Consider the following 26,236-nt stretch of genomic DNA (forward strand, 5'->3'; position numbering starts at 1 on the left):
GAAGCCCTATCAAGGTGACTTGAGAAAAACCGTTGCCAGCGGCGGCAGCGTCAGCGAGAGCGAATGCGGCCTGCCGTGCGCGGGTACGGGTTCGCTCGACACTGCGCCATTGACGAGGCCGGAGCCGCCATATTCGCGCGCATCCGTCGTCATCCGCTCGATCCACACGCCGTCCTGCGGCACGCCGATCCGGTAGCCGTAACGGGGCACCGGCGTGAAATTCGAGACGACGAGAACCGACGAGGCACGATTCTCCGCGTAACGCAGCATGCCGAGGACGGAATTGACGGCATCGTCTGCCGCCGCCCATTCGAAGCCATCGGGATGGAAATCGCCGAACTGCAGGGCCGGCTCTTCGGCGTAAAAGCCGTTCAAATCCTTGACCAGCCGCTGAATCCCGGCATGGGCCGGCCGGTCCAGCACGTCCCAGGCGATTGACGCGTCATGGTTCCACTCGCCCGGCTGGGCGATCTCGCCTCCCATGAACATCAGCTTCTTTCCGGGGTGGCCCCACATGAAGGCGAGGTAACTGCGCAGATTGGCGAATTTCTGCCACTCGTCGCCCGGCATCTTGCCGAGCAGCGATCCTTTTCCATAAACGACCTCGTCGTGCGAAATCGGCAGGATGAAGCGCTCGGAATAGGCATAGATCATGCCAAAGGTCATCGTGCCGTGGTGGTAGCTCCGGTAGACGGGATCTTTCTCGATGTAGCTCAGGCTGTCGTGCATCCAGCCCATGTTCCACTTGATGTCGAAGCCAAGCCCGCCCTCTTCCGGCGGCTTGGTGACACCTGGCCAAGCCGTCGATTCCTCTGCGATCGTCATGGCATGCGGGCAGCGCTCGTGAACGATACTGTTCAGATGCTTGAAGAATTCCACCGCTTCCAAGTTCTCACGGCCGCCATATTGATTGGGAATCCATTCCCCCTCGTTGCGGCTGTAGTCGCGGTAGAGCATCGAGGCGACGGCATCGACGCGTAACCCATCGATATGGTAGCGTTCGAGCCATTCGAGCGCGCTGGCGATCAGGAAGCCTTTTACCTCGTTGCGGCCGAGATTGTAGATCAGCGTATTCCAGTCACGATGAAAGCCTTCACGCGGGTCCTCGTGTTCGTAGAGCGCGGTGCCGTCGAAGCGGGCGAGCCCCCAGACGTCGGTGGGAAAATGGGCCGGCACCCAATCGAGGATGACGCCGATCCCGGCGCCATGGCAGCGGTCGATGAAATAGGCGAGATCCTCAGGCGTGCCATAACGGCCGGTCGGGGCGAAGAGGCCGAGCGGCTGATAACCCCAGGAGCCGCCGAAGGGGTGCTCCATGATCGGCAGCAGCTCTATATGGGTGAATCCCATCTCGCGAACATAGGGAACGAGCCGCTGGCTGAGTTCGGCCCAGTCGAGCGACCGCCCGCCATTCTCCCGCAGCCAGGAACCGGCATGCACCTCATAGACGGAGATCGGCCCTTCCAGTCTTTGCTCTCGCGACCGGCCCTTCATCCAATTGTCATCCGTCCATCGAAACCGTGTCGAGGATGCGACGATCGAAGCGGTGGACGGGGCGGCTTCGCTGGCTCTCGCCACCGGATCGGCCTTCTGCGGCAAGCAATTTCCATGCGGATCGATGATCTCGAACTTGTATCTTTCGCCGGGCACCAGCCGGGGCATGAAGAGCTCCCAGACGCCGGCGGACTGCCGCAGCCGCATCGGGTTTCGCCGCCCGTCCCAGGCGTTGAAATCGCCGACAACCGAAACGCGGCGGGCATTCGGAGCCCAGACGGCGAAGCGGACGCCCGCGACGTCGTCGACCGACATTTCAACGGCGCCAAGCGTCCGGCTCAGGCTGTAATGGGTGCCCTCGGAGATCAGGTGGAGATCGAGCTCCCCCAGCAGAAGCCCGAAGCTGTAGGGATCCTCGGTGATCTGCTCGCCATCCGGCCATGTGATCCGCAACTGGTAAGGCATCCTCGAACCCATCGCCGCCGCAAACAGGCCTGAGGGGTGAGCGATGCTGAAGGGTGTCACCACCCTGCCGCTCGCCGCTTCGATGAGATCGACGCCTTCGGCACCCGGCAGATAGACGCGCACGATCGTCATGCCGCCGCTTTCATGCGGACCAAGGATCGAGAACGGATCGCCGTGGCGTCCCTCGATCAGGGCCCAGAGGGCATCATGTCCGATGCCGGCGAGAAGTTCCGAGCGTTCAACATTCATGCCCTGACCCCCACTAAGCGCGATACGATTTCGGTAAGGCCGGCGAGCGGGATCGGCAGCCATTTCGGCCTGATGCGGGCCTCATAGGCGATTTCATAAGCGGCCTTTTCGAGAAGAAAGGCATCGAGAACCCTCCGTCGTTGTTCGGTCGGCATGGCGAGCGCCTTCGATGCGGAGACCGCTTGCCAATAGGCATCGAGAAAAGCCTGTTCGGCATTGCGCCCGAAGCGGGCGATGGCGTTACGGCGCACCTCGTTTTCATGTTCGGTGACCGCGTCATTGTCGAGCTGCGCGGTGGCGACGAGATAGCTCAGCGATCTCAAAAGTCCGGCGACGTCGCGGAGCGGAACGGTCTTGGCGCGGCGTTCGGCGAGGTTCTTCGCGGGTTCGCCCTCGAAATCGATGATTACGGCATCGCCCTCGCTGACCAGGATCTGGCCGAGATGGAAGTCGCCATGCGTGCGCGTCATCAGTGTGCCCCGAGCACTCTCCGCCAGGCGCGCGCCAAGTTCGACGAGTTCGGAGCGGCGTTCCAGAAGAGGGCGGGCGAGCAGATCGATCGCGGGATCGGCATTCTCGTCGCGTTCTGCCAGTTTCGACATGGCATAGGCGACCTCGCCCGCCACCGCCTTCTTGATTGCCTCGACCTCATCGTTACCGGCGACGACGGGACTGAAAGCCTCGTCGGCGTTTTCTCCGGAGAGGACGACATGCAATTCGCCGAGCCTCGTGCCGACCATGGCAACGAAGCTGATCAGCGGCCGGAAGACGTCGTCGCCAGGCTCGACTGCCGGATCGTTCAGCACGAGCTCGTCGGCAGCACGGCGCAAATTGTTCAGCATCCAGTTCCAGGCGTCGCCCTGGTTACGGATCGCACCCTGGACGATGATCAAGGTCGAGCGGCGGCCGCAGGAATCGGTGTGCGCGATCTCGCCGAGCAACGGCGCGGTGTGATCGTAACCCGCGCAGGTCAGAAACCGCGTCATCTCCACCTCCGGATGGACGCCCGGAAAAATGTGCCGGATCAGCTTGATCATGGCGACGTCGCCGACGATCAGCGAACTGTTCGATTGCTCGGCCGAGAGCCAATGAACCGGCATGTCGTCGGTAACCTGCAGGCGATCGAGCCGTTCGGTGCCGAGAAATTCGAGGGTGCCGGTACGTCCGGTAATGCGCGAGCGGTCGGCAAGCCCGCGCAGAATGCCGCGCGCCATCGGCTCGATCGCGAACCCATCCGTCAGGAAGCCGACCCGCCTGCCCTGACGAACCCGCCCGAGCGCGAGCTGCTGCGTCAGAGCGGAGGGTTGCGCATCATCCCAGGCGACAGCCAGCGGCAACTGATAGGATTCGCTGTGATCCGGCAGCTCCACCTCCAACTCGCCGAGAACGATCCCGTCGGCATAGGGGATTGGCGTTGCCGAGATCAGCCGAGCCGCCTGAAGCGGCTGGTCCTTCGCCCCGAACCAGCGCCGCTTGGCGAGATAAGCGGGCAGAATTTCATTGCTAAGGACGCGTCCCAACCGCGGCTCATCGACGAGATCGAGCAGACCGCGGCGGATCACCATCGTAACGAGGTCGGGAAGCTGTTCCGGCGGCGCGGTGCGCCATGCCGGCGGATCGGCATCCGCTTCCAGCTGAAACCAGAAGAAGCCATAGGGCGGCAGCGTCAGGAGATAGGTCAGTTGCCCGATCGGCGGAAAAGGCGACATGCCCGTCAGTTCGATCGGCACGCGGCCCTCGAAGGCCGAGAGGTCGAGCTCGACCGCCTGGGGCAGTCGCGAGAGGTTTGCGACGCACATCAGCGTCTCGCCCTCATATTCCCTGAGATAGGCCAGGATCTTGCGGTTCTCAGGCGAAAGGAAACGCAGCGAACCGCGTCCGAAGGCCGGATGCCTGCCACGCAGCGCCAGCATCTTGCGCGTCCAATTGAGCAGCGAATGCGCATCGGTGCTCTGGGCCTCGACATTGACCGCTTCGAAACCGTAGAGCGGATCGGCGATCAGCGGCAGGACGAGGCGCGCCGGGTCCGTCCGGGAAAAGCCGCCGTTGCGGTCGGGAGACCATTGCATTGGCGTCCGCACCCCGTCGCGGTCGCCGAGATAGATGTTGTCGCCCATGCCGATCTCATCGCCGTAATAGATCACGGGCGTTCCCGGCATCGACAGAAGAAGCGCGTTCATCAGCTCGATGCGCCGGCGGTCGCGCTCCATCAGCGGCGCCAGGCGTCGCCTGATGCCGAGATTGATGCGGGCGCGCTTGTCGGAAGCATAGGTCTCCCAGAGATAGTCCCGCTCGGCGTCGGTGACCATCTCGAGCGTCAATTCGTCATGATTGCGCAGAAAGATCGCCCATTGGCAATTCTCCGGGATTTCAGGCGTCTGACGCAGGATGTCGGTGATCGGGAAGCGGTCTTCCTTGGCGATCGCCATATACATGCGCGGCATCAGCGGGAAGTGGAAAGCCATGTGGCATTCGTCGCCTTCGCCAAAATATTCGCGCGTGTCCTCGGGCCATTGATTGGCCTCGGCAAGCAACATCACGCCGGGATGAGTAGCGTCGAGAGCGGCACGGATGCGCTTGAGGATCGCATGGGTCTCGGGAAGGTTTTCGTTGATCGTCCCCTCGCGCTCGACGAGGTACGGGATCGCGTCGAGGCGGAAACCATCGATGCCGGTTTCCAGCCAGAAGCGCATCACCTTCAGCAGCTCCTCCATCACAAGCGGGCTATCGAAGTTGAGGTCCGGCTGGTGGGAATAGAAGCGGTGCCAGTAGTAAGCGCCGGCGACCGCATCCCATGTCCAGTTGGATTTCTCCGTGTCGAGGAAGATGATGCGCGTTTCCGGGAATTTCTGATCGCTGTCCGACCAGACATAGAAATCCCGTTCCGGCGATCCCGCCGGCGCCTGGCGTGCGCGTTGGAACCAGGGATGCTGGTCGGAAGTGTGGTTGATGACGAGCTCGATGATGACGCGGATGTTGCGCTGATGGGCGGCGTCGACGAAAGCCCGGAAATCCTCCACGGTCCCGTAATCCGGGCTGACATTGCCGTAGTCGGCAATGTCGTAACCGTCGTCACGACGCGGTGAGGGAAAGAAAGGCAAAAGCCAGATGGCGTTGACGCCGAGTGCTGCGACGTGATCGAGCTTCTGGTGCAGGCCGGCAAAATCGCCGACGCCATCGCCATTGGCGTCATAGAATGACTTGATGTGCAACTGGTAGATGATCGCATCCTTGTACCAGAGCAGCGGGTCGACGCTACTGGGATTCATCGTGTCCATTCATGCCTCCGCTGCGCGAACGCGCCAGATCGCAAAGGGCAGGATCTGAGGATTGAAACCCACTCTCTGCCGCTTGCCGTTCCACCTGAACCGTTGCCCCGTGACCAAATCCTCGGCGTCGAGCGCGCCGCCATCATCCAACGACCACTTCCAAAGCGGCAGTTCGACATCGCTTTCCTGAAAATTATGGGGGTCAAGGCTGATCGCGATCAGCAAGACATTGTCGCGGGCGCGGCTCGCCTTCTCGAAGAACAGGATGTTGTCGTTCCAGGCGGTCAGCAGCGTCAGCCCGAGATGCGAATGCAGCGCGGTGTTTTCGTTCCGGATGCGGTTCAGCATCCGAATTTCGGCAATAATGTTGCCTGGCCGGTCGTAATCCCAGGCGCGGATCTCGTATTTTTCGCTATCGGCATATTCCTTGCGCTTGGCGTCGGGACGCCCCTCGCAAAGTTCGAAGCCGTTATAGACGCCCCACAGTCCGGAAAGCGTTGCGGCGAGTGCCGCGCGGATCAGGAAGGCCGGACGCGGCGCGTTCTGGAGAAAATCGGGATTGATGTCATGGGTGTTGACGAAGAAATGCGGGCGGAAGAATTCCTTCGGCGCCGTCTCGGTCAGCTCGCGCATATATTGCTCGAGCTCCCACTTGGTATTGCGCCAGGTGAAATAGGTATAGGACTGGGAGAAGCCGATCTTCGCCAACCGGTACATGACCTTCGGTCTGGTGAAGGCTTCCGACAGGAAGACGACCTCGGGATGGTGCGCCCTGATATCGCCGATCAGCCATTCCCAGAACGGAAAGGGCTTGGTGTGCGGGTTGTCGACCCGAAACAGCTTGACGCCCTGGTCGACCCAGAGCTGGACGATGTCCCGGAGTTCCACCCACAGAGAGGGCAGCGCGTCTTTCGTATAGAAATCGACATTGACGATGTCCTCGTATTTTTTCGGCGGGTTTTCGGCATATTTGATCGTCCCGTCGGGCCTCCAGTCGAACCAGCCAGGATGCTCCGTCAGCCAGGGATGATCCGGCGAAGCCTGGATCGCAAGATCGAGCGCGATCTCCAGCCCATGCCGGCCCGCCTCCTCGACCAGCCGGCCGAAATCCTCGAAATCGCCGAGCTCGGGATGAATGGCATCATGGCCGCCCTCCTCTGAGCCGATGGCATAGGGACTTCCGGGATCGCCGGGTGCTGCCTTCAGGCTGTTGTTGCGCCCCTTCCGGTTGGTCGTTCCAATCGGATGGATGGGCGGGAAATAGAGCACGTCGAAGCCCATATCTCGGATATCCGCCAACCTCGGGATGACATCGTCGAAGGTGCCGTGCCGGTTCGGATCGCCGCTCTGGGAGCGCGGGAAAATCTGGTACCAGCTGGCAAAGGCTGCCGATTTGCGTTCGGCATCGACGGCGCTCGTCGTGGAGCGAAGACGGAAAGGCCGCCTGTCTGCCTTGTTCATCAACTCGGAGGTCTCGGGGTCGAGCAGGATTGCCGTGCGCCCGGAATCCGACGCGTTTTCAAGACTGTCGATGAGCACCTGCAAGTCGGCGCCGAGTGCCGGCGGCGCTTCGGCCTTCGCGGCCCGGACGAGGTTCAATCCCTCCTGAAGCTCCAGCTTCAGATCCAGCCTGGCATCGTTCTTCTTGGTCAGTTCGTAGCGGAAGATCGCGAACGGGTTCTTCCACGCTTCGACCGCGAACTCGTAGCGCCCGATGCGCTCCAGCAGGAATTCGGCGCGCCAGCGGTCGTTCTCGACCAGCTGCATCTCGGTCTCTTTCCACTCCGCCATAGGGCCCTGCGGCCGCCAGAGCAGGACGGCCGCGATCGGGTCGTGGCCGTCGGCGAATATATCGGCCTCGACGGTGACGGTCTCGCCGACCACACGCTTGACAGGAAAGCGTCCGTCATCGACCCGCGGCATGATGTTTTCGATGGCAAGCCGCGGCGAAGCGATCGCCTGCTCGACGTCGAGGGCAGGCCTGGATGCGATCGGCTCCGGCGCTTTGGCTTCGATGATCCGGGTCTCCCCTGCCCGAAGGCGCAGGACCGCGCCATCGGCCGCGACGGGAAGATAACCGGAGGCCGCCTCGCGAAGCGCCGTCATCGGCGCGGATGCGCTTCTCCGGAGGTCCCGATTAATCAGGACGAACCGTACATTCGATGCGCTGCGAAGATCCTGCTCCTCGGATTGCACAAGCGCCGAAACCGGCCCGTTGGCGTTGCGGATCAGGCGAAGCGATGGAGCGCGCGCCTGGCCCGCCCTGCCGATCTCGGCATTGGCGACGCGTATCTCGGAGGAGATGTCGAAGGCGAGATCATGGCGCAGCTTCCGCAGCCCCGAACCATCGCCGTGGGTCGGATCGAGCGGCGTCGCCGCACCATATTCGAAACCGATCGGAACCATGAGGCCGCCGCCGAGCGAGGCGGCAAGCCGCAGCGCTCTGACGGCACGCCGCTCGAGGATTTCACGGCTCTCGGTCCCATGCGCAATCCGTCTGGCAAATGGCGGCTCGGGAAAGGCGACCTGCCAGCCGAGCGCCTCCTGGACGCGATGCTCCTCGACGAACCATCTCTCGTCGAGATCCCACCAGGCCATCGATGAAAAACATCCTGAAAAGCCCGCATCCGCGATAGCTCTTCTTACCGCAAAATCGGTGCCGGGCGTCCAGGCGAGGAATTGCGCGTCAGCCTTCTCGCGCACCGAAGCGATCAGCGATTTGAAAAGCGCCGGTGCGGCGCGGTCGATCCCGAGCACCCGGTAGCCGGATAGGCCGAGCCCGGACAGCCGCCGCAGCCGTTCGGTCCACTCCCCCAACAAACGCAGTTGCCGCTCGGACCCGATCGTATTCATCGGCTCCGCCGGATCGAGCGGCGAGCGTCGAGGATCGACCGGACGAAAGCCCGCTTGCGCATCGCCGACTTTCCCGTCGAGCATCAGGTCCATCATCAAGCCGACGCCGCTCTTGTCAGCAGCCTCCCCCAAGCGCGATATCCCATCATCGACCGCGCTTCCGAGCTGCAGTTCAGGATCGAGTCGATCGAAATCCCGGGAGGTAAAGACGCTGCAGTCCCCGCCTCGGTCGAAGAGCGGCGCCGTCAGAACATAATCAAAGCCGGTATCCGCCGCATGGCCGAAAACCTCGCGCCATGCATCGATGCCTTGGAGAAGTAGCGGGTTGACATAATAGATCCGGGGTGGGGTGCTGAGCGCACCCTGCTTCGCAGAGAGTAACATCGGCCGCCGCCTCGTGTTGCTTTTCAGGCAAACTTCTTTTGACGGAGGTTGTTCCCCTCAAGTCGTCAATTCACGGGTGCATGGGACATGGGAAGACGGGACGCGCCTGCGCGGCGAGATGCGACATCACATCTTCAGGCAGGTCGATCTCGCGCAACGAGAGAAGGAAGTCCTCACGCTTTGCCGGTAGAGATATCGCCGCCACGCGCTAAAAGATCCTCTGACTGTTTCCGATCCGGAACGAGCGGTTGAGCCCATCAATGCTTAGATCAATAGTCTTCATCACCGCACTTACGGCTTGCATACCCTGCCTCGCCTCCTGGAGCATCGAGACCGATCGCTCGACACCTGATAAGCACGGCCTGTTCGAAATCCGCGAGGAGGCCAGGCGTTTCATCGCACAGGAGAACGCCAAGGGGCACGAGCGCTGGGACGTGCTGGAACCGAACGCGAAGGTGCTGGTTCCCCGATGCGCCGTCCCGCTCCAGGCGCAATGGACGCCGAAGAGCCTCGGCCGCTCGAAGCCCAGTGTGATGGTGATCTGCGCGACCGCCGTGCCGAACGTCGTGATGGAACGGTGGGATGTGCCAGTGCCGGTGGAGCGGAAATCGGGGAGCCCTTAGAGAGCGAGCATCCAGACGAGATTTGATGTAGTAGATAATATTGCTGCGATTGCAACGAAGGCGGGCAGACGTGAACCCAGCGGTAGAATTGTGCTCCCATCCCGGACTTGACCAGCGCATCGTTATCCTCCGGGCGGGAGACGAGGTCGATGCCGTGTTTGTGCGGACCGAGAGGTTCAATGTCCTGATCGATACGCTCGGCACGCCGGAACTGTGCCGGATGGCGCTGGATCTGCTTAGGGACAGAGGCGAGGATTGCCCGCTGATCGTCGTCAATTCGCATATGGATTGGGATCACTTCTGGGGAAACTCTGCGGTTTCAGGACGTGCTCCGATCATCGCGCATGCCGCAGCGCTCGACCGTCTGCGTGATGCCTCCACGCAGCAGGTCCTGAAGGACAAGGCGAGACAGGCATCGCGGTTTGCAGACGTCGAACTCATCGGCCCCGATATCACCTTCTCCGGCTCGATGGTCCTGAACGGCGGCGATCTGACGCTGGACCTCATTCATACGCCGGGACACACGCCTGACCATATCGCCATCTGGATTCCGGAACTCCGCATCTGCCTGGCCGTCGACGCGGTGGAATATCCCATTCCCGAAGTCTGGAGCAGGAGTGCCGATGATCTTCGCCAGATCCGCTCCTCGCTCAGGCGGATCCGTGACCTTGATGCGAAACTGGTCATTCCCGCGCACGGCAGAACATCTTCGCCTTCGGCAGTGGATGAGAATCTTGCTTATTTCGAAGCCCTAGCTGTTCGCGTCGGCGGCCTCAGTGAAAGCCAACTGGCCCACCCTGAACTCGGCAGTACAAGTGGTTTCCGGCTTGAAGACTTCGTCGCCATTCCCGACGGGATGCCTTCGGACACGGCGGCGTTCTACCGGAACTGCCATGAAACGAACCTTGCCGCTACGGTTCAGGCCCACATCGAAAAACTGAAATCTGCGTAGGAGGCCATGCGTGAAATTATTGGAGGGCGGGCGAACCGGGCAGATCTGGCGCGACGGCGATACCGTCATCAGACCATCAGGCGCATGGACACCGACCACGCACCGGTTCTTGCGCCATCTCAGAAGCAATGGCTTCCCGGCGGCTCCGCAGCCCATTCAAATTACCGGCGACGATCAGGAGGTCGTCAGCTACGTCGCCGGGCGCGTCTGCGAAGACCTCCGTGATCCCCTTGTCGGATCAGAGCGCATGCTGATTTCCGCAGCGAGACTTCTGCGCGATTTTCATACAGCATCTCAGGGCTTTCTGGAATCGGATGACGATGCTCAGATATGGATGCTGCCGGCGCGGGAGCCGCGTGAGATCGTCTGTCACGGAGACTTTGCGCCCTACAATGTCGCCACCGTCGATCAGGAGGCTGTCGGGATCATCGATTTCGACACTGCCCATCCCGCCCCGCGCCTCTGGGATCTCGCCTATGCGGTCTATCGCTGGGCACCTCTCTCCGATCCTGCCAATCCCTCTGTGACATTCGGTCTGGACGACCAGCTGCGGCGGGCGAAAATCTTCTGCAACGCCTATGGCGCGACGATGGAAGAACGGCGCCAGCTTCCCGAGATGATCTGCAGCCGGCTTCAAGCCCTTGCCGATTTCATGTTGGCAAGGGCTGCGGCCGGCGACGAGACCTTCGCGGAAGACGTCGACGCAGGAGACGCCAGGCTCTACCTGAACGACATCGGCTACATCGGTATACATCGAAATCGGCTGTTGAAAGCGCTATCCTGACTAAAGCCATTTTCGCCGGCGGAAGAAGCCGAAAAGGCTGAGGCAGAGAACGGCGATGACGCCCAATACGACGAAATAGCCGTACTGAAATTTCAATTCCGGCATATCGCTGAAATTCATGCCGTAGATGCCGGCGATCGCGGTGGGAACGGCCAGGATCGCCGCCCAGGCGGCGAGCTTGCGGGCGATTGCCGTCTGTTCCGTCTGGCCGATCATCACGCTGGCTTCGAAGGCGAAGGCGAGTACCTCGCGCAGTGCATCGATATCCTCCTGAACCCGGCGCACGTGATCGGTCACATCGCGAAACAGCGATTGCAGCGTCGGATCCATGCCGGGAAGATCGATATGCTCGTATCGCCGGCAGACGTCGACGAGCGGCACCACTGCGTTGCGCAGCCGCAGAAGCTTGCGCCGCAGCATGTAAAGCCGCTCGATGTCGGATTTTCCCAGCTGTTCGCGCAGCACGAGATCCTCGAGCATCTCGACCTCTTCCTGCACCACCTCGATGACAGGCATGTAGTTGTCGACGATGAAATCGAGGATGGAATAGAGAATGTAGTTCTCGCCATGGGCAAGGGCGGCGGGCGTCGCCTCGCAGCGCTGCCTGACCGCGAGATAAGAGGAGGATTCGCCGTGGCGAACGGAGACGACGTAACCGCGGCCGACAAAGAGATGCGTTTCGCCGAAGACGATTTCACCGTCCTTCATATGGGCGGTGCGGGCGACGATGAACATCGCCTCCCCGTAAATTTCCAGCTTCGGGCGCTGGTGGGGCTGCGCCGCATCCTCGATCGCCAGCGGATGCAGATTGAACTCGGCCTGGATCTGATGCAGCAGCACTTCATCCGGCTCATGCAGGCCGATCCAGACGATGGCATTCTCCCGGTTTCGCCACTCGCCGGCTTCCTCTATTTTGATGTCGCGAATACGCTGCCCATGCTCGTAGACGGCTGCGGCCACGACGCCGCGCCGCTCATAAGGAGGCGACGCCGACCCGTTGCCGATCCGCGCGGAAACACTGTCCAGATCCTTCAGCCGTTCCAAATCCTGCCGTCCTCCCCGTCCCGCGGATCACGTATCCGCAACCAACGCCGGTCAGGCGTTGCGCCGATCATAATGCCATTTCGCAAAACATGCATCCGCTTCGGCACAAGCATAAAAGAGCCGATGCCAAACAGCCTCTGCGTCGCCCATCGCGTTTCCGTGGAGATATCGTCCCAATCCTGATCGATGTAGCCGGTCAGTCTGTTGAGCGTATAGTCGCGCGCTCCCGGGGCGGCAGCTTATGAAAATGGAACATGAAGGCGCCCGGCGATGGCCAGGCGCCTTTGTTTCGTCATGAGGCGAAGGCCGGATTGCGCCGCGCGCCCATTCTTAGCACGAAATAGATCGCCCCGCCGATGGCGACGCCGAAAAACCAGCCATAGGTGCCCCACCAGTCCGGCAGGATGGAGGTGAAGGTCGGCAGGATCGAGGAGAACAGCGCACCGACCGCAAAGGCGATGAAGGCATTGCCGTGCCAGCCGTTCTGGAACCGGAACTCGCCATTCTCCTGGTAGAGCGCCTCGACGTTCAGCTGGCTCTTCCGGATGAGATAATAGTCGACCATCATGATGCCGAAGATCGGCCCCATCGTCGAACCGATGAAGTTGACGAAGTGCGCCGCACCCGTCTCCCAGGGAGCAAACGGATAGAGCACGAGGGCAATCAGGGCGGCGATATATCCGCCGCGCTTGAAGTTGATCTGGCGCGGGAAGACATTGGCAAAGTCGAAGGCCGGCGAAACGAAATTCGCCACGACGTTGATGCCGAGCGTTGCCACCGCAAATGTCAGCGCCGCCAGCAACGCCAGGAACCAGCTGTCGAATTTCGCCGAGATCATTTCCGGATGCAGCAGGACCTCGCCGTATACGGTGAAGGCGGCCGTGGTCGTGACACCGGCGACGAGGCAGAATGCCAGGAGGTTGATCGGCAAGCCCCAGAGATTGCCCTTCCGCAGCGCCTTTTCGCTCGTTGCGTAACGCGAGAAATCGCAGAAGTTCAGGTAGAGCGCGGCGAAATAGGTGATCCAGGTGGCGGCCACGGCGGCAAGTGCGGCAATGGAGCCGGGCTCGCCCGGCACGCCGGCATCCTTGGTCCTTTCGATCAGCACGTCGCGCGGGATTTCGGAACCGAATGAGAAGGTGCCGGATTTGGTGACGAGATAGACCGCGAGGATCAGCATCATGATCCAGACGGCGGGACCCGCCCAATCCTGGAACTTGCGGACCGTTTCCATGCCGCGCTGAATGATCAGCAGCTGCAGCGCCCAGACGATGACGTAGCAAATAAGCTCGAGGGTCGAATGGCCGAGCATGTGGCTGTTCTGATGGAAGGCGAGCAGGCTCTCGTTGCGGATCAACAAGGCAACGATCGCGCCGGATGCGGCGGCGGTCTGCGCCCCGTACCAGAAGCAGGCGACCACCGCTCGGACCAGCGCCGGAGCGTTGGCGCCGAAGGTGCCGAAGGAGGCGCGCGCCAGAACCGGAAAGGGGACACCGGTGCGCACGCCGGCATTTCCGACTAGGCTCATCAGGAAGAAGATGACGAGAGAGCCGATGCCGATAGCGATGACAAAGTTCACGAAGCTGCCGCAGAGCAGAAACAGGCTTGCCGCCAGATAATAGCCCCAGAGACTATGGACGTCCGACGTCCAGACGTTGAAGATGCTGAATGCACCCCACTTACGCTCCTCCGCGGGCGCAAGATCCTCGTTGTACAACGAGGGAGACGGATTTTGAATGCTCATAATGCCCTCCCATATCCCCAGTGGCCGACTCGGCCACGATGGAAGTTTGCGCTTCATTTAGGCATCTGACAATTTAATAGTCATATTGTACACAATCCTGATGATCAGAATGGACAGGCTCCCGACCTGGAGCAATTCCAGAAAAAGTGCGAGCGGTTTTCCCAGGCAGAGCGCGAAGCGCTTTTGCCGGGAATTGCGTAAATTCAAAACCGCTCTATTGCGAGCGAACGACATATCCCGCCAGGCGAAACGGGCTTGCGACTGCAGCGCCTGCGGCATCGAAGACGAAGGCGCCGACGTCGCCGGCGGTCGACCGGCCGCCGCTCTCGAAGGAAGCAAGCTGGGCGCCGAACTTCGCGAGCGATGCATAGCGGTCGTGGCCCAACCCATCGGAGGTCTTGATCGAGGTAATGTCGATGACCCGCAGCCTCGCCTGCAAGGCCGCCTCCTGGATGACAGGATCGTCGATATCGAGGCGGCCGACGCGCGCCCGTTCGCCGGCGATGAAGCTTGAGGCCACAAGCGCCCGGTCGTCCTTGGAAACCAGAAGAGAGATCGGATTCGGCATTGGACCGATGTCCTTCAGCTGCGACCGGAAGACATCGACGTCGATGTCAGGAGCGGCGAGCACCACCGCCAGCTTGCCGATGACGGCGTCGCGATGCTGCAGTTTGAGCTCTCGCACCGTTTCCATCACCAGGAACCCGCCCATGCTGTGCCCGAACAGGATGATGCGCTTCACCTTGCCCGATGCCGAGAGCGATGTGACGAGGGAATCGAGTTCGCTGCGCGAGGAAAGCGCAGCGTCGCGATCGGCGACATATCCGGCGACGGATGCCGCCGAAGGCCAGGAAAACAGGATCGGAGCGCCCGGGATCTTCGCATCGGCGGCGATCTGGGCGGTGCGGTAAAGCGCTTCCTGGTAACTGTAGTTGTAGCCATGGACGAAGATGCCGACAGTGCCGTCGGGCTGCACGGCGGCGAGCGCCTGCTGCACGAAAGCATCCCTCGGCAGCTGCCTGCGCTCGACGACGGCAAATTGCCGCTCCGGATCCGGCTTTGCCTTGGGATAGGTGATCGCGGTATCCTTCCTGCCGGGAGGAACCGAAAACGCATATTGTTCATAGGTCAGCTTCTCGGCCCATGTGCTGTCGAACCCGCCCCTCACGCGATCGGGGGTTCTGTTGGTCGCGACGAGCACCCTCACCCTGTCTGGAGCCGTTTCCGAACGGGGCGGCTCGCTGAGATGAACAGGCGTCAAAACTTCAGGCGATGGCCGCGTGGCACAGCCCGCAAGCATCGCCAGGCCGATGGCGACGATGATCGCCGGCATTGCCTTTGGCAGGTCTCGGAATTGTCGCTGCATTATCGATCCGTTTCCCTCAAGGCCAGACGCTCTCCGGCGTGTGGCTCTGTCCACGTCATCATTCGCCATGCCGTTCCCGCCCGGCGTGGGACGGCATCGCCCGTGCCATCCCACCCATTTCGTCGCGGCCCGTGTTGCAGCCGCCGCCGCGGCGGGCGTAGGCGATGGCCGTCGAAGCCTCACCTCATGCCTCCGCGGTGGCTTCGGCCCGGACAGCCTCCTCCCTCGGGATTCTGAACCATGCGACGTAGAGCGCCGGCAGGAACAGCAGGGTGAGCGCGGTTCCGATAACGATGCCGCCCATCATGGCGTAGGCCATCGGCCCCCAGAAGATCTCGCGCGAGATCGGGATCAGCGCGAGGGTTGCCGCCGCCGCCGTCAGCATGATCGGCCGCATGCGGTGTTCGGTCGCCTCGATGACCGCCTGCCATGGCGCGACCCCTTCGGCGCGCAGATGCTCGATCTGCACGACCAGGATGACCGAGTTGCGGATCAGGATGCCGATCAGCGCCAGCACGCCGAGGATGGCGACGAAGCCCATGGGCGCATTGCTGAGCAAGAGCGCCGTAACCACGCCGATCAGAGCCGTCGGCGCCACCGCAAAGACCAGGAACAGGCGGCTGAAGCTCTGCAACTGGATCATCAGGATCGTCGCCATCGTAAACAGCATCAGCGGAGCCACGGCCGCGATCGGCCCCTGCGCCTCGGCGCTGGATTCGACGGCGCCGCCGATTTCCACCTTGTATCCGACGGGAAGGTTCTTCTGAAACTCCTCGACCTTCGGCTTCAGCTGATCGACGATCGTGGCCGGCTGTGTCGAACCGATGACGGCTGCCTTGAGCGTGATCGTGGGCTGCCGGTCGCGACGCCAGATCGTCGGCTGCTCGAGCTCGTAACGGAAATTCGCGACGGCCGACAAAGGCACGACTTTGCCGTTGGAGGTGGAGAGCTGCAGATTCTGAAGGGTCTGGATGGAGTCGCGCTCGGATGCCCTGGCTCGCCCGACGACGTTGACCAGGTAGATATCATCGCGAATCTGCGTTGCCGTCGAACCTTCGACGATGCCATTGAGCGCGGTTGCGATGTCCTCGGAGGAAACGCCGAGCTGGCGCGCCTTGTCCTGCAGGACGTCGACCTTCACAACGCGGGAGGGCTCGTTCCAGTCCAAGACCATGTTCGACAACAGCGGATGGGTGCCGACAACGCCCGCAAATTGCTGGGAGATATCGCGTACCTTCTGAATATCCGGACCGCTGATCCGGTACTGGACCGGTTTGCCCACCGGCGGGCCGATATCGAGAAGCTTCACGAAGGCGTCGGTGCCCGGGAAGGTCTTCGTCAGATAATCCTGCAGCTCCGCCCGCACCTTGTCGCGCACGTCGAGGCCTTTGGTGACGATGATGGTCTGTCCGAAGGTGACATCGGGCGTCTGCACATCGAAGGACAGGATGAAGCGCGGCGCGCCCTGGCCGACATAGGTCGTCCAGTGATCGATATCCTTGTTATCGGCCAGCATCTCCTTTTCGAACTTGGCCATCTGCCTGTTGGTCTCGGCAATCGAGCTGTTGTGGGGCAGGTTCCAGTCGATCACGAGCTCGGTTCTGTCCGAGTTCGGAAAGAACTGCTGCTGCACCAGCCCCATGCCGCCGACCGAAAGAGCGAAGACGCCGACCGTCAGCACGATGGTGACCCAACGCCAGCGCATCGCCAGCCCCAAAAGCCAGGAGAACACGGAGGCGAACCGTCCCTTCTTCTCGTGATGCGACTTCATGGTCTTCGGCAGGATGGTGACGCCGAGAAGCGGCGTGAACAACACGGCGACGATCCAGGAAACAACCAGCGAAACCGCGATGACCACAAAAAGCGTAAAGGTGAATTCGCCGGCGGCGCTGCTGTTGAGGCCAACCGGAATGAAGCCCGCGACGGTGACGAGCGTCCCGGTCAACATCGGGAAAGCCGTCGATGTATAGACGTGGGTAGCGGCTTTTCTCAGATCGTCGCCCGCCTCCAGACGGGCGACCATCATCTCGACCGCGATCATGGCATCGTCGACGAGCAGGCCCAGCGCAATGATAAGCGCGCCGAGCGAGATACGCTGAAGCGAAATGCCGGAATATTCCATCACCACGAAGGTGATGGCGAGCACGAGAGGAATGGAGATTGCCACCACCATGCCGGCGCGGGCACCGAGGCTGATGAAGCTGATGACCAGGACGATGACGATCGCTTCAAAGAGCGCGCGGGTAAAGCCCGAAACAGCTTCGTCGACGACGGCCGGCTGATCGGAAACGCGGTGGACATCCACGCCGATCGGCAGATCGGCGACGACCTGTTTCATCCGCGCGTCGAGCGCCTCGCCGAACTCGAGCAGGTTGGCGCCCTGCTTCATGCCGATGGCAAGCCCGATCGCGGGCTCACCGTTGAAGCGGAACAGCGCCGAGGGCGGATCGACGTAACCGCGCTTAATCGTGGCGACATCGGTCAACGGGAAGAAGCGGTCGTTGATGCGAAGGTTGATCGATCGCAGGCTTTCCTCGGAGGTGAACTGCCCGCTCACCCGCAAGGCGATGCGCTCCGGACCGGCATCGACGAAGCCGGACTGGGTGACGGCGTTCTGGGCCTGCAGCGTCTGGATGACCGACTGCTGGTCGATGCCGAGCGCTGCGATCTGGCGCGTGGAGAATTCGAGATAGATTGCCTCGTCCTGGGCGCCGATCACATCGACCTTGCCGACATTCGGCACCGTCAGAACTTCGGAGCGGGCATTTTCAACGAGATCGCGAAGCTGGCGCTGGGTCAGCCCGTCGCTGGTGAAGGCGTAGATGTTGCCGAATACGTCGCCGAAGCGGTCATTGAAGAAGGGACCGACGACCCCGCTCGGGAAGTCGCCCTTGATGTCGGCGATCATGTTGCGGATGCGCAGCCAGGTCGGCGCGACATCCCTAGCCTTGGTCGTCGGCAGCAGCTCGACGAAGACGGTGGTCTGGCCGGCGACGGTCTGGCTCTTGGTATAATCGAGCGATTCAAGTTCCTGGAGCTTCTTCTCGATCCTGTCGGTCACCTGCCGCGTCACTTCCTCGGCGGAGGCGCCGGGCCATTGCGCGGTGATCACCATGGTCTTGATGGTGAAGTTCGGATCTTCCTCGCGGCCGAGGTTCAGATAGGAGAAGGCGCCGGCGAGAATGAAAACGATCATGAAGTACCAGACGAGCGAACGGTGTTCGAGCGCCCAGTCGGAAAGATTGAAGGACTTCACTGGCTGACCTCCTGGTCGATCCTGATGGCCTGGCCATCTTCAAGTTTATGCACGCCCGCCACGACCACCCGCTCTCCGGGAGCGAGCCCATCGGTGACGCGGACGGTGCCGCCATCGACGACGTCGCCGTCGATCTTCACATGGCGGCGCGAGACCTTCTTGCCTGCTACATCGACGATCCAGACGCTGGCGCCGTCGGTGCCGGCAAGTATCGCCGAGGAAGGCAGCACGATCTCGGGATCGGCAGCGATGGTTGCGGAGGCTGTGATGACCGCGCCGAGCCTGAAGGCTTCAGGCGGATCGGCGAGCGCGATCTTGGTCCTGCTCGTGCGGGTGGCGGTCTCGGCCTCCGGTGCGATCTCGCGCACGACGCCCGTCGTGCGGATCGAAGGCTCGAGCTGCAGCGTCACTTCGAAGGGCGCGCCGATCTTCAGTTTCTGGGCCGCGGCCTGGGGCACGTCGACAACGGCGTCACGCTTGTCCGGCCGGGCTATCGTGACGACCGTCTGGCCGGCCGACACGACCTGGCCGACCTCGGCCGAGGTTGCCGTCACGACGCCATCGAATTCCGCCTGAAGCTGCGCGTAACCGAGCTGCTCCCTGGCCTTGTCGAGATTGGCCTGCGCTTTGGCGACGGCGGCTGCGGCCGTCCGTCTCGCCTGTTCGGCCTCTTCGAGCGAGGCTTCCGTTCCGGAGCGCGATTCCACCAGCGCGCGCTGGCGCTGTTCCGTCGTCACCGCGTTTCGGAGCTGGGCGTCGCTGTTCTCGACATCCGACTGGGCGCTGCGCACGGCAAGCTCCAGCGCCAGCGGATCGATGGCGGCAACGACATCACCCTTCTTGACGACATCACCGACATTGACGTTGCGGGCAATCATCCGCCCGAGGATTCGGAAGCCGAGCTCGGTCTCGATCGTCGGCTCGATCGTGCCGGTCAGGCCGAGGCTGGTCGCGGGCGTCTGCTTGACCGTCATCGACAGCACGGGACGGGGCGCTTCACCAGTGCTTTCCTCCTGCCTCGTGCAGGAGGAGATCAGGGCCGTACCCATCATCAGTGCGATTATCTTGGGACGAATGCTCACTTGGATGCTTCCTTGACATAAGACACGATTTCGCCGGGCCGGAGGAATTTGGTGCCGTCGGTCACCACGACGTCCCCTGCCGACACGCCCGACTTGACGACGAAGCTGCCGGTCTCGTAGCCGGCGACGTCGATCGCCCTTACCGAAACCGCAGAGGATGCGGGATCGACGATCCAGACTGCCGGCTTACCCCCCTTGGAGGTCATTGCCGACCAGGGCAGCTGGATGACGTCCTGCGGAACGTAGCTGAACTTTCCGACGACGGGAGCGCCGAGTGGAATGGGAGCATCGCTCGACAACGCAACCTTGACCCTGATGGTGCCGGTGGAAGAATCGATCGTCGGCGAAATCTCGCGCACCTTCGCCGTGATCTTCTGCGAGGGGTCCGACAGAAGGGCCACTGTGCCGTCGCCGTCGATCGGGCGGAGGAACGCGCTCTCGACCACTTCGAAGACGGCATCCCGGTCGCCATCATGGGCAAGGGTGAAGACGACCTGAGCCGCCTGCGCCACCTGCCCGACCTCGGCATTGCGGGCGGTGATCACCCCATCGGCATCGGCCTTCAGCTGGGTATAGGAGAGGGTGTCCTGCGCTGTTTCGAAGAGCGCCTGCGCCGACTTGGTCGATGCCTGCGCCGTCAGAAGCGCCTCCTGCGCCTGGTCGAGCGCGGCGCGCGTCGTCACCTGGGTTCGAAACAGGCCCTGCTGGCGGTCGAAGGCAAGCTGCGCCTGGGTCTGCTGCGCCTCGGCGGACTGGAGATTGGCGGCGGCCACATCCAGGTCGGCCTTCTGCTCTTCCGGATCGATGCGCGCCAGCAGCTGCCCCGCCTTTACCGACTGCCCGACCTCGACCAGCCGTTCGACGATCTTACCACTGACGCGGAAGGACAGATCGGTCTGAACACGGGCGCGGACCTCTCCCGTCAACGCGCCGCCATCACTCAGCGGCTCAGACCTGGCGACGACGACGCCGACCTGCCGCGCCGCAGGTTCGCTCGGCCCGCCCGGCTCGCTGCAGGAGACGAGACCGATCGTGCATACGATCGCTGTGGCGACCAGAATGGTTCTCATAGTTGACCTCTTGCTCTCAACGGCAGCTGCTATATAATTGACTGACGGATTAGTCAATGAAACTTTTGCCATAGGGGCGACGGTACAAAACAAGGGAGGCGAGACACGAATGGCAACTCAGAAGAAACTCACACGCGCGGAACAGAAGGCGTTGCGGCCCATCCAGATCCTGGATGCCGCCTTCGAGGAATTCGTCAGAAACGGATTCGCCGGCGCCCGAGTCGACGACATCGCAGACAGGGTCGGCGTCACCAAGGGCACGGTCTACGTCTACTTCGAGACGAAGGAAAAGCTCTTCGAAGCCATGATCAGTCACTTCTCGGTCCCCTTTCAGGAACTGCTTGAAATCACCGCTGGCCTCAGCGGCAGCGCCACCGACAGGCTGATGTCCATTCTCGGTCTACTTTACGACCAAATCGCGGAGGATCGCACAACCCGCGAATTGACGCGGCTGGTCATTTCGGAAGGACAGCGCTTCCCCGACCTGATCGATCGCCACCACGATGAATTCATAGCGCCGATTATCGCCAGGATCGACGCTCTCATCGAGGAAGGCGTTGCGTCAGGGGAATTTCGCAAAATTCCTGTCGAATTCTCCGACCTCGTCGTCGCGCCGATTCTGACGACGACGGTTCTGCGGCTGATCTTCGACGATCGCCGCGTGCCGACGCCCAGCAAGGACGCCTTCATGCGGGCCTATTTCGACCTGCTGTTCAACGGGCTGCTTGCCGAACATCGCTGATTGCGCATGACGAAAATATCAACGCAAGCACATAGCTTTTCTAAAGTCTTTATGTGAAAACATCGAGTTAGCTTATGCTTCGAAGGTACGATCTGAATTCCTGGCGGAAAAAGTGGAACGTAAAGTCAATCTCAAGGATGTCGCACGCGATGCCGAAGTGTCGCTGAGCACGGCCTCGCACGCCCTGAACGGAACTGCGCCGCTGACGATCGAGGTGCGAGAAAGAGTTCTGGATTCGGCAAAACGTCTCGGTTATCTCGACCGACGGAGAAAGAAGGCGACGATCGCCGCCTTGCACGTTCTACTTCTCGCCATTCCTGACGATGCCGCGCCGGAGAGCGATCTCAATCTGGTGAGCTGGACGATTCTCAACGGTCTTCGCAGGGAATGCGAGCGCCGCGGCATCCGCATCGTGCCCTACGTCAGCAGCGGCCGGCGGATCGACGGCGCCGAGGTCAGGCAGATCGCGATATCAGAACGCGCTGATGGCATCGTGGTGCTGAATGACGATCAGCCCGAACTCATCCGCAGCCTCGCCTCGGCGGATATGCCCGTCGTCATCGTCAACGGCGAGGATCCCGCCATGCTGGTCGATACGGTGACACCTGAAAACCGCTTCGGCGCACGGCTCGGAATCGAGCACCTCCTGGCGCTTGGCCACCGCCGGATCCTGCATCTGACGTGGAAGGGCCGCACGACCATCCAGCGCCGGTATGACGGTTTTTCCGATGCCTATTTCGCCGCACAGCTTCCCGTGCCGAAGGATATGATCATCGAGGCGGAGGGATATGAGCCTCGGCATGGCGAAGCGGCCATCAACGCGCTGCTCCATCGTGACCCCACGCTGAAAGGCGCCACCGCCGTCTTCTGCGCGGCCGACAATCTGGCGCTCGGCTGCCTGAAGGCATTGGCCGATCGCGATATACGCGTTCCCGACGCAATATCCGTGCTCGGCTTCGACGACATCGTTCCCGGCGAGTTCAGCCGCCCGCCGCTGTCCACCGTGAGCGTGCCGACCGACCGTCTCGGCGCGGCAGCGCTCGCGCTCATCGAACAGCGGCTGATCGCCAATGATCCGCAGCGGCCGGCTCATCGCCTGGAACTCGGCTGTCATCTCGTCCTGCGCGGCAGCATCGCGCCGCCGCGCTGAACGGCCGAAAGAGCAGCTTCTCCAGGCTTACTTCAGCGCAGGCGCTCGGCCCGCAGCCGCGTATCGCGCGGGCTCTCTCCAAAGGTGCTGCGGTAGATGATGGAGAACCTCCCCGCGTGCGCAAAACCCCATATCGCACAGATTTCACGGACGGATTGCTGGTTGGTCGGATCCCGCAGTTGCTCGCGGGCCGCCTGCAGCCGGATCGTGCGGAGGTACCCTGCCGGCGACGTGCCCCTGAAGGCCTTGAAGCCCGTTTGCAATGCACGAAGGGAAACGCCGACACCGTCGGCCACCATCGTCATGGTGAGAGGTTCCGCGATATTGGCATGCATGTAGTCGATGGCCCGCCGGACGTGCCAGGGAGCAATCAGCGATACTTTCTGTTTTTCGAGATGATTGGAAAAACGATGCCGGCCAAATCGGATCACGAGGTGAGCGAGGGTTTCGCTGATCGCGGCTGCGGCAAGAGGCGAAGATAGCAGCGGACCGTCGCCGCGCACGCCCTGCACGATCGTCTGAAGCAGATTGCCGATAAGCTGGCCTGACTGCGTCATTCGATCAAGGATGGGGTCGAGGTCGAACGACTCCGAGAGGGGCTTTTCCACCAGCGAGGCGAGCACCCTTTTCACAACCTTCCAGTCCAGGAAGAGGACGTCCGAACGATGCGGCCCCCCCTGGACCACACGATCGCCGGCTTCGTGGTTGTTGGCCATAAGCAGGTGACCGGCGCCGCTTTCGACCGTTCTCTTCCCTATCGACAGTCGAAAAGATCCGGTGTGCGGCATGAAAAATGCGAGATGCTGCGGAGTCTCATCAAGCGTCCGGATTGTCCAGGAACTCTGATACACGGAGTGAAGCACCGTGAGCGCCTCGGTCCTTCTCAAATCCGCGGCCCAGGCGAATTTTCGGCCATTCTTCAATGGCTGTGCGGCGAAAGCCCCATAACCGGCCGAAAACGCCTGAACCATTGATTCGAAGCTGGCGCCTTCATGCGTGGGCTCAAAACCGTAGCCCTCATGCTCGGCAATGCAGGCCAATTTCTCCGCTCTTAGTGAATCCATGCCGCTCGCTTCTTTTCCCCTGCCGCTTGAGACGTCATCGCAACTGGCCTGGCCAATCTTGATGCGTTAAGCAGGACTGCAAAACCACGGATGACTTCGTTGCCCTGCAGAAGCAAAGCGTCCCATCCACCTGCTTCACACTTACAGTGTAAATCAATATGTTCGGAAAATGAAGTACGATCCGCTGGACCACGTCGCCCCACATTTTTTGCGAGACACGCAGCCCGCGAGAGTGGCCTCTCGCAACGAACGCGACCTCTTGCGATTGATCTGGAAGTCGCCCGGCATCGAGCGATCCGATCTCACGGAACCGCTCGATCTCACCCAGCAATCACTGCACAGGATCGTCGGGCGGCTTCACGATCGGGGGATGGTCGCCTTTTCCCAGTCGGAAAACCGGCGGGCCGGTCCGCCCAGCCCGGAGCTGACACTCCGGAAGGAGTGGTGTCTGACGCTCGGCATCTCCGTCAATGTCGGCTCTATCGGCCTTTGCCTCATGGGCTTCGGCGAACCGTTGGACAATATGGAAATTCCCCAGGCCGGCGCTTCCTTGCCTCTGGAGATGGACCGGATCGAAGCGGCGGTCGAAGATATCCTCGCCCGCCGCGGAGCCAAGCGAAGCGATATCCTCGGCGTCGGCCTGGCAGTCGCCGGCCATCGGATGCTGGAGACAGCTTTCAATTGCCCCTTGCCGCTGGCCCATTGGTCGCTGATCGACCTGGCGCCCGAGCTGGGACAGCGACTTGGCCTGCCGGTCTGGGCTGACAACGTCGCCAGGACCGCCGCCTTGGCTGAAGCAATTTTCGGCGTCGGCCGTGACGTCGCCGATTTTGCCTATATCGCCCATCTTCATGGTTATGGCGGCGGCCTGGTTTCCGGAGGCATGCCCTTTCGCGGCAGTTTCGGAAATGCCGGGGAATTCTCGGTTCTCTTCGGACGGCAGGATTACGACGATCGTCCCGCACTCAACCAATTGCTCGAACATCTTCGCGCCAAGGGGCGCGTGGGGCTGACGCTGAAGGACCTGAAGAACGAAAATCTGGTGGAGTGGGATGGTGTCGAGGAATGGATCGACCGCGTCACTCCGGCCCACAACAGAGCCATCAATGCGATCTGCGCGATCTTCGACCCGGCATTGATCGTGCTTGGCGGCGAGCTTCCACGTTCACTTGCGAGAATGCTGATCGAACGCACCGAATTCAACAATCTGCCTCGGCATGGCGCATTGCGCGACGTTCCGGGCTTGGCCGTGGCGAAGATCATCGACGCCCCCGGCGCGATCGGCGCGGCCTTGATCCCGCTATTCGAAACTGTTTTGTGATGACGGCTCAGGCGGCCAAGCCCCGCGCGACTTCCCCCATAGAGCGGCTCAGCTTTTCATGGAAGCGCTGAACCGTTCCAAGTTTTTGTTTTTACGCAATTCCGGACGGAAAACCGCTTCACACATTTCCTGGAATTGCTCTGAAAGGACTGAAGCGCACCGCAGGACCAGATGCGGTGCGCTTCAGCCGGCGCGATGAGATGGGAAGGCAGTCTTCAATGCTTGGGAGGTTTCCTCATCTCGACCCCAATCGGGGCTGCGCGCCAGGATTCGTTCACTTCATTCCCGTACCGGCAATGCCTGTGGTGATGTATTTCTGCAGGAACAGGAAGACGACCGTGACGGGCAGCAGGCTGAGGAAGGTCATCGCCAGGATATAATGCCACTGCACCGAGAACTCCCCCTGGAAGGCGTTCAGGCCGACCTGCAAGGTGAAATTCTCGCGGCTGTTGAGGACGATGAGCGGCCAGAGGAAATCGTTCCAGCGCCAGAGCACGGAAAAGATCGCCAGCACCGCAAGCGCCGGCGCCGTCAGCGGCAGGATGATCCGCCAGAAGATGCAGAATTCGCTCGCCGCATCGACGCGCGCCGCCTCGATCAGCTCGTCCGGTATGGTCAGCATATATTGCCGCAGCAGGAAAACGGCCGTCGGCGAGGCGACGGTCGGCAGGATAACACCCCAGAGATTGTCGGCGAGCCCGACCCCGACGATGACGAGATAGGCCGGGACCATGACGACGGCGAGCGGGATCATCAAGGTCGAGATGATGATGACGAACACAGTCGTGTCGCCCCGAAATTTGTATTTCGACAACGCAAAGGCAGCCATGGCGTTGACAACAAGCGTCAGCAGCGTCGCAACCACGGTGACGAAGACCGAGTTCTTCAGGAACGTCAGGAAGTTGAAGCGCGTCAGCGGATCGGTGTAGTTCTCGGTGGCAACGGTCAGATGCTGCACCGGCGTGATCCCCTTCACGTCGACACCGACCGGTTGCCCCGGATTTGCGGGGTCGACCATTTGCGCCTTGAGACCGATGCGCCTGATCATGGCCATTTCACGCTGTTGGCCGTCAATCGTGATGTTCCAAAGGCTGAGCGGCTTGTCGAATCCGGGCACGGTCTGTTCCACGGCGGCCCGGGGAAGCAGCGACGGCGGAAAGCGGGTGATCTCGGCCGCCGGCTTCAGCGAGGAGAGGCCTGCCCAGACGACGGGAGTGAGCACGGCGAACGTTCCGCCGATCAGCCAGACCCATGACAAAATATCGGTGATATCGATGCGTCCGGCCCGACGTGTGCGTGTCATGAAGTGGATTGGGTTCATAGA

The 26,236-nt window shown here is 61.7% G+C and carries 17 protein-coding genes; 6 read left to right on the forward strand and 11 right to left on the reverse strand.

Features of this window, described 5'->3' with window-relative positions; all coding sequences use genetic code 11:
• Positions 1-9 precede the first annotated feature (9 nt).
• The 3 genes from glgB to AMK00_RS28880 are packed head-to-tail and all read right to left on the reverse strand — an operon-like array spanning position 10 to position 8,714.
• Positions 10-2,208 carry a 1,4-alpha-glucan branching protein GlgB gene (glgB, locus tag AMK00_RS28870; RefSeq protein WP_064812656.1) on the reverse strand — a complete coding sequence of 733 codons (2,199 nt, stop codon included), beginning with the start codon at positions 2,206-2,208 and terminating at the stop codon, positions 10-12.
• Complete coding sequence (treS, locus tag AMK00_RS28875) at positions 2,205-5,486, reverse strand: maltose alpha-D-glucosyltransferase (RefSeq protein ID WP_064812657.1); 3,282 nt, start codon at positions 5,484-5,486, stop codon at positions 2,205-2,207. The genes glgB and treS overlap by 4 nt, the downstream gene beginning before the upstream one ends.
• Complete coding sequence (locus AMK00_RS28880; protein ID WP_064812658.1) at positions 5,487-8,714, reverse strand: alpha-1,4-glucan--maltose-1-phosphate maltosyltransferase; 3,228 nt, start codon at positions 8,712-8,714, stop codon at positions 5,487-5,489. It abuts the gene before it with no gap.
• Between the two features lie 260 nt (positions 8,715-8,974).
• Here AMK00_RS28880 and AMK00_RS28885 point away from each other — a divergent pair, with 260 nt between their 5' ends.
• The 3 genes from AMK00_RS28885 (at position 8,975) to AMK00_RS28895 (ending at position 11,073) form a co-directional block, all read left to right on the forward strand.
• Positions 8,975-9,337: a hypothetical protein gene (locus AMK00_RS28885; protein ID WP_064812660.1), complete on the forward strand. Its 363-nt coding sequence runs from the start codon at positions 8,975-8,977 to the stop codon at positions 9,335-9,337.
• Between the two features lie 70 nt (positions 9,338-9,407).
• Positions 9,408-10,289: an MBL fold metallo-hydrolase gene (locus AMK00_RS28890; protein WP_064812662.1), complete on the forward strand. Its 882-nt coding sequence runs from the start codon at positions 9,408-9,410 to the stop codon at positions 10,287-10,289.
• A gap of 10 nt (positions 10,290-10,299) precedes the next feature.
• Positions 10,300-11,073 carry a phosphotransferase gene (locus AMK00_RS28895; protein WP_064812664.1) on the forward strand — a complete coding sequence of 258 codons (774 nt, stop codon included), beginning with the start codon at positions 10,300-10,302 and terminating at the stop codon, positions 11,071-11,073.
• Here the strand turns inward: AMK00_RS28895 and AMK00_RS28900 are convergent, their stop codons facing one another.
• The 6 genes from AMK00_RS28900 to AMK00_RS28925 form a co-directional block, all read right to left on the reverse strand.
• Positions 11,074-12,117, reverse strand: coding sequence for a magnesium and cobalt transport protein CorA (locus AMK00_RS28900; RefSeq protein ID WP_064812666.1), 1,044 nt, complete (start codon positions 12,115-12,117; stop codon positions 11,074-11,076). It lies immediately after the preceding gene.
• A 292-nt stretch (positions 12,118-12,409) separates the two neighbouring features.
• A complete protein-coding gene (locus tag AMK00_RS28905; protein WP_064812668.1) occupies positions 12,410-13,861 on the reverse strand; it encodes an NCS1 family nucleobase:cation symporter-1 in 1,452 nt (483 codons plus the stop codon).
• A 214-nt stretch (positions 13,862-14,075) separates the two neighbouring features.
• A complete protein-coding gene (locus AMK00_RS28910; RefSeq protein ID WP_189637650.1) occupies positions 14,076-15,227 on the reverse strand; it encodes an alpha/beta hydrolase in 1,152 nt (383 codons plus the stop codon).
• A 184-nt stretch (positions 15,228-15,411) separates the two neighbouring features.
• Complete coding sequence (locus tag AMK00_RS28915) at positions 15,412-18,483, reverse strand: efflux RND transporter permease subunit (RefSeq protein WP_064812670.1); 3,072 nt, start codon at positions 18,481-18,483, stop codon at positions 15,412-15,414.
• Positions 18,480-19,565 (reverse strand): efflux RND transporter periplasmic adaptor subunit, encoded by a 1,086-nt coding sequence (locus tag AMK00_RS28920; protein ID WP_064812672.1) that lies wholly within the window; start codon positions 19,563-19,565, stop codon positions 18,480-18,482. Before AMK00_RS28920 ends, AMK00_RS28915 begins: the two co-directional genes overlap by 4 nt.
• On the reverse strand, positions 19,562-20,635 hold the full coding sequence (locus tag AMK00_RS28925; protein WP_064812674.1) for an efflux RND transporter periplasmic adaptor subunit: 1,074 nt from the start codon (positions 20,633-20,635) through the stop codon (positions 19,562-19,564). Before AMK00_RS28925 ends, AMK00_RS28920 begins: the two co-directional genes overlap by 4 nt.
• Before the next feature lie 109 nt (positions 20,636-20,744).
• Between AMK00_RS28925 and AMK00_RS28930 the strand changes: the two genes are divergently transcribed.
• Entirely contained in the window at positions 20,745-21,377 is a 633-nt protein-coding gene (locus AMK00_RS28930; RefSeq protein ID WP_064812676.1) for a TetR/AcrR family transcriptional regulator, read from the forward strand.
• A 112-nt stretch (positions 21,378-21,489) separates the two neighbouring features.
• Entirely contained in the window at positions 21,490-22,527 is a 1,038-nt protein-coding gene (locus AMK00_RS28935) for a LacI family DNA-binding transcriptional regulator (RefSeq protein ID WP_064812678.1), read from the forward strand.
• A 32-nt stretch (positions 22,528-22,559) separates the two neighbouring features.
• Here AMK00_RS28935 and AMK00_RS28940 read toward each other — a convergent pair whose 3' ends face one another.
• Positions 22,560-23,591 (reverse strand): helix-turn-helix transcriptional regulator, encoded by a 1,032-nt coding sequence (locus AMK00_RS28940; protein WP_064812680.1) that lies wholly within the window; start codon positions 23,589-23,591, stop codon positions 22,560-22,562.
• Between the two features lie 169 nt (positions 23,592-23,760).
• On the opposite strand from AMK00_RS28940, the gene AMK00_RS28945 reads away from it, so the two are divergent.
• Positions 23,761-24,912: an ROK family transcriptional regulator gene (locus AMK00_RS28945; protein ID WP_064812682.1), complete on the forward strand. Its 1,152-nt coding sequence runs from the start codon at positions 23,761-23,763 to the stop codon at positions 24,910-24,912.
• Positions 24,913-25,186: 274 nt separating this feature from the next.
• On the opposite strand, the gene AMK00_RS28950 is transcribed toward AMK00_RS28945, so the two are convergent.
• Entirely contained in the window at positions 25,187-26,233 is a 1,047-nt protein-coding gene (locus tag AMK00_RS28950; RefSeq protein ID WP_189637657.1) for a carbohydrate ABC transporter permease, read from the reverse strand.
• Between the last annotated feature and the right edge of the window lie 3 nt (positions 26,234-26,236).

The organism is Rhizobium sp. N621, assembly GCF_001664325.1.
Taxonomy (GTDB): Bacteria; Pseudomonadota; Alphaproteobacteria; order Rhizobiales; family Rhizobiaceae; genus Rhizobium; species Rhizobium esperanzae.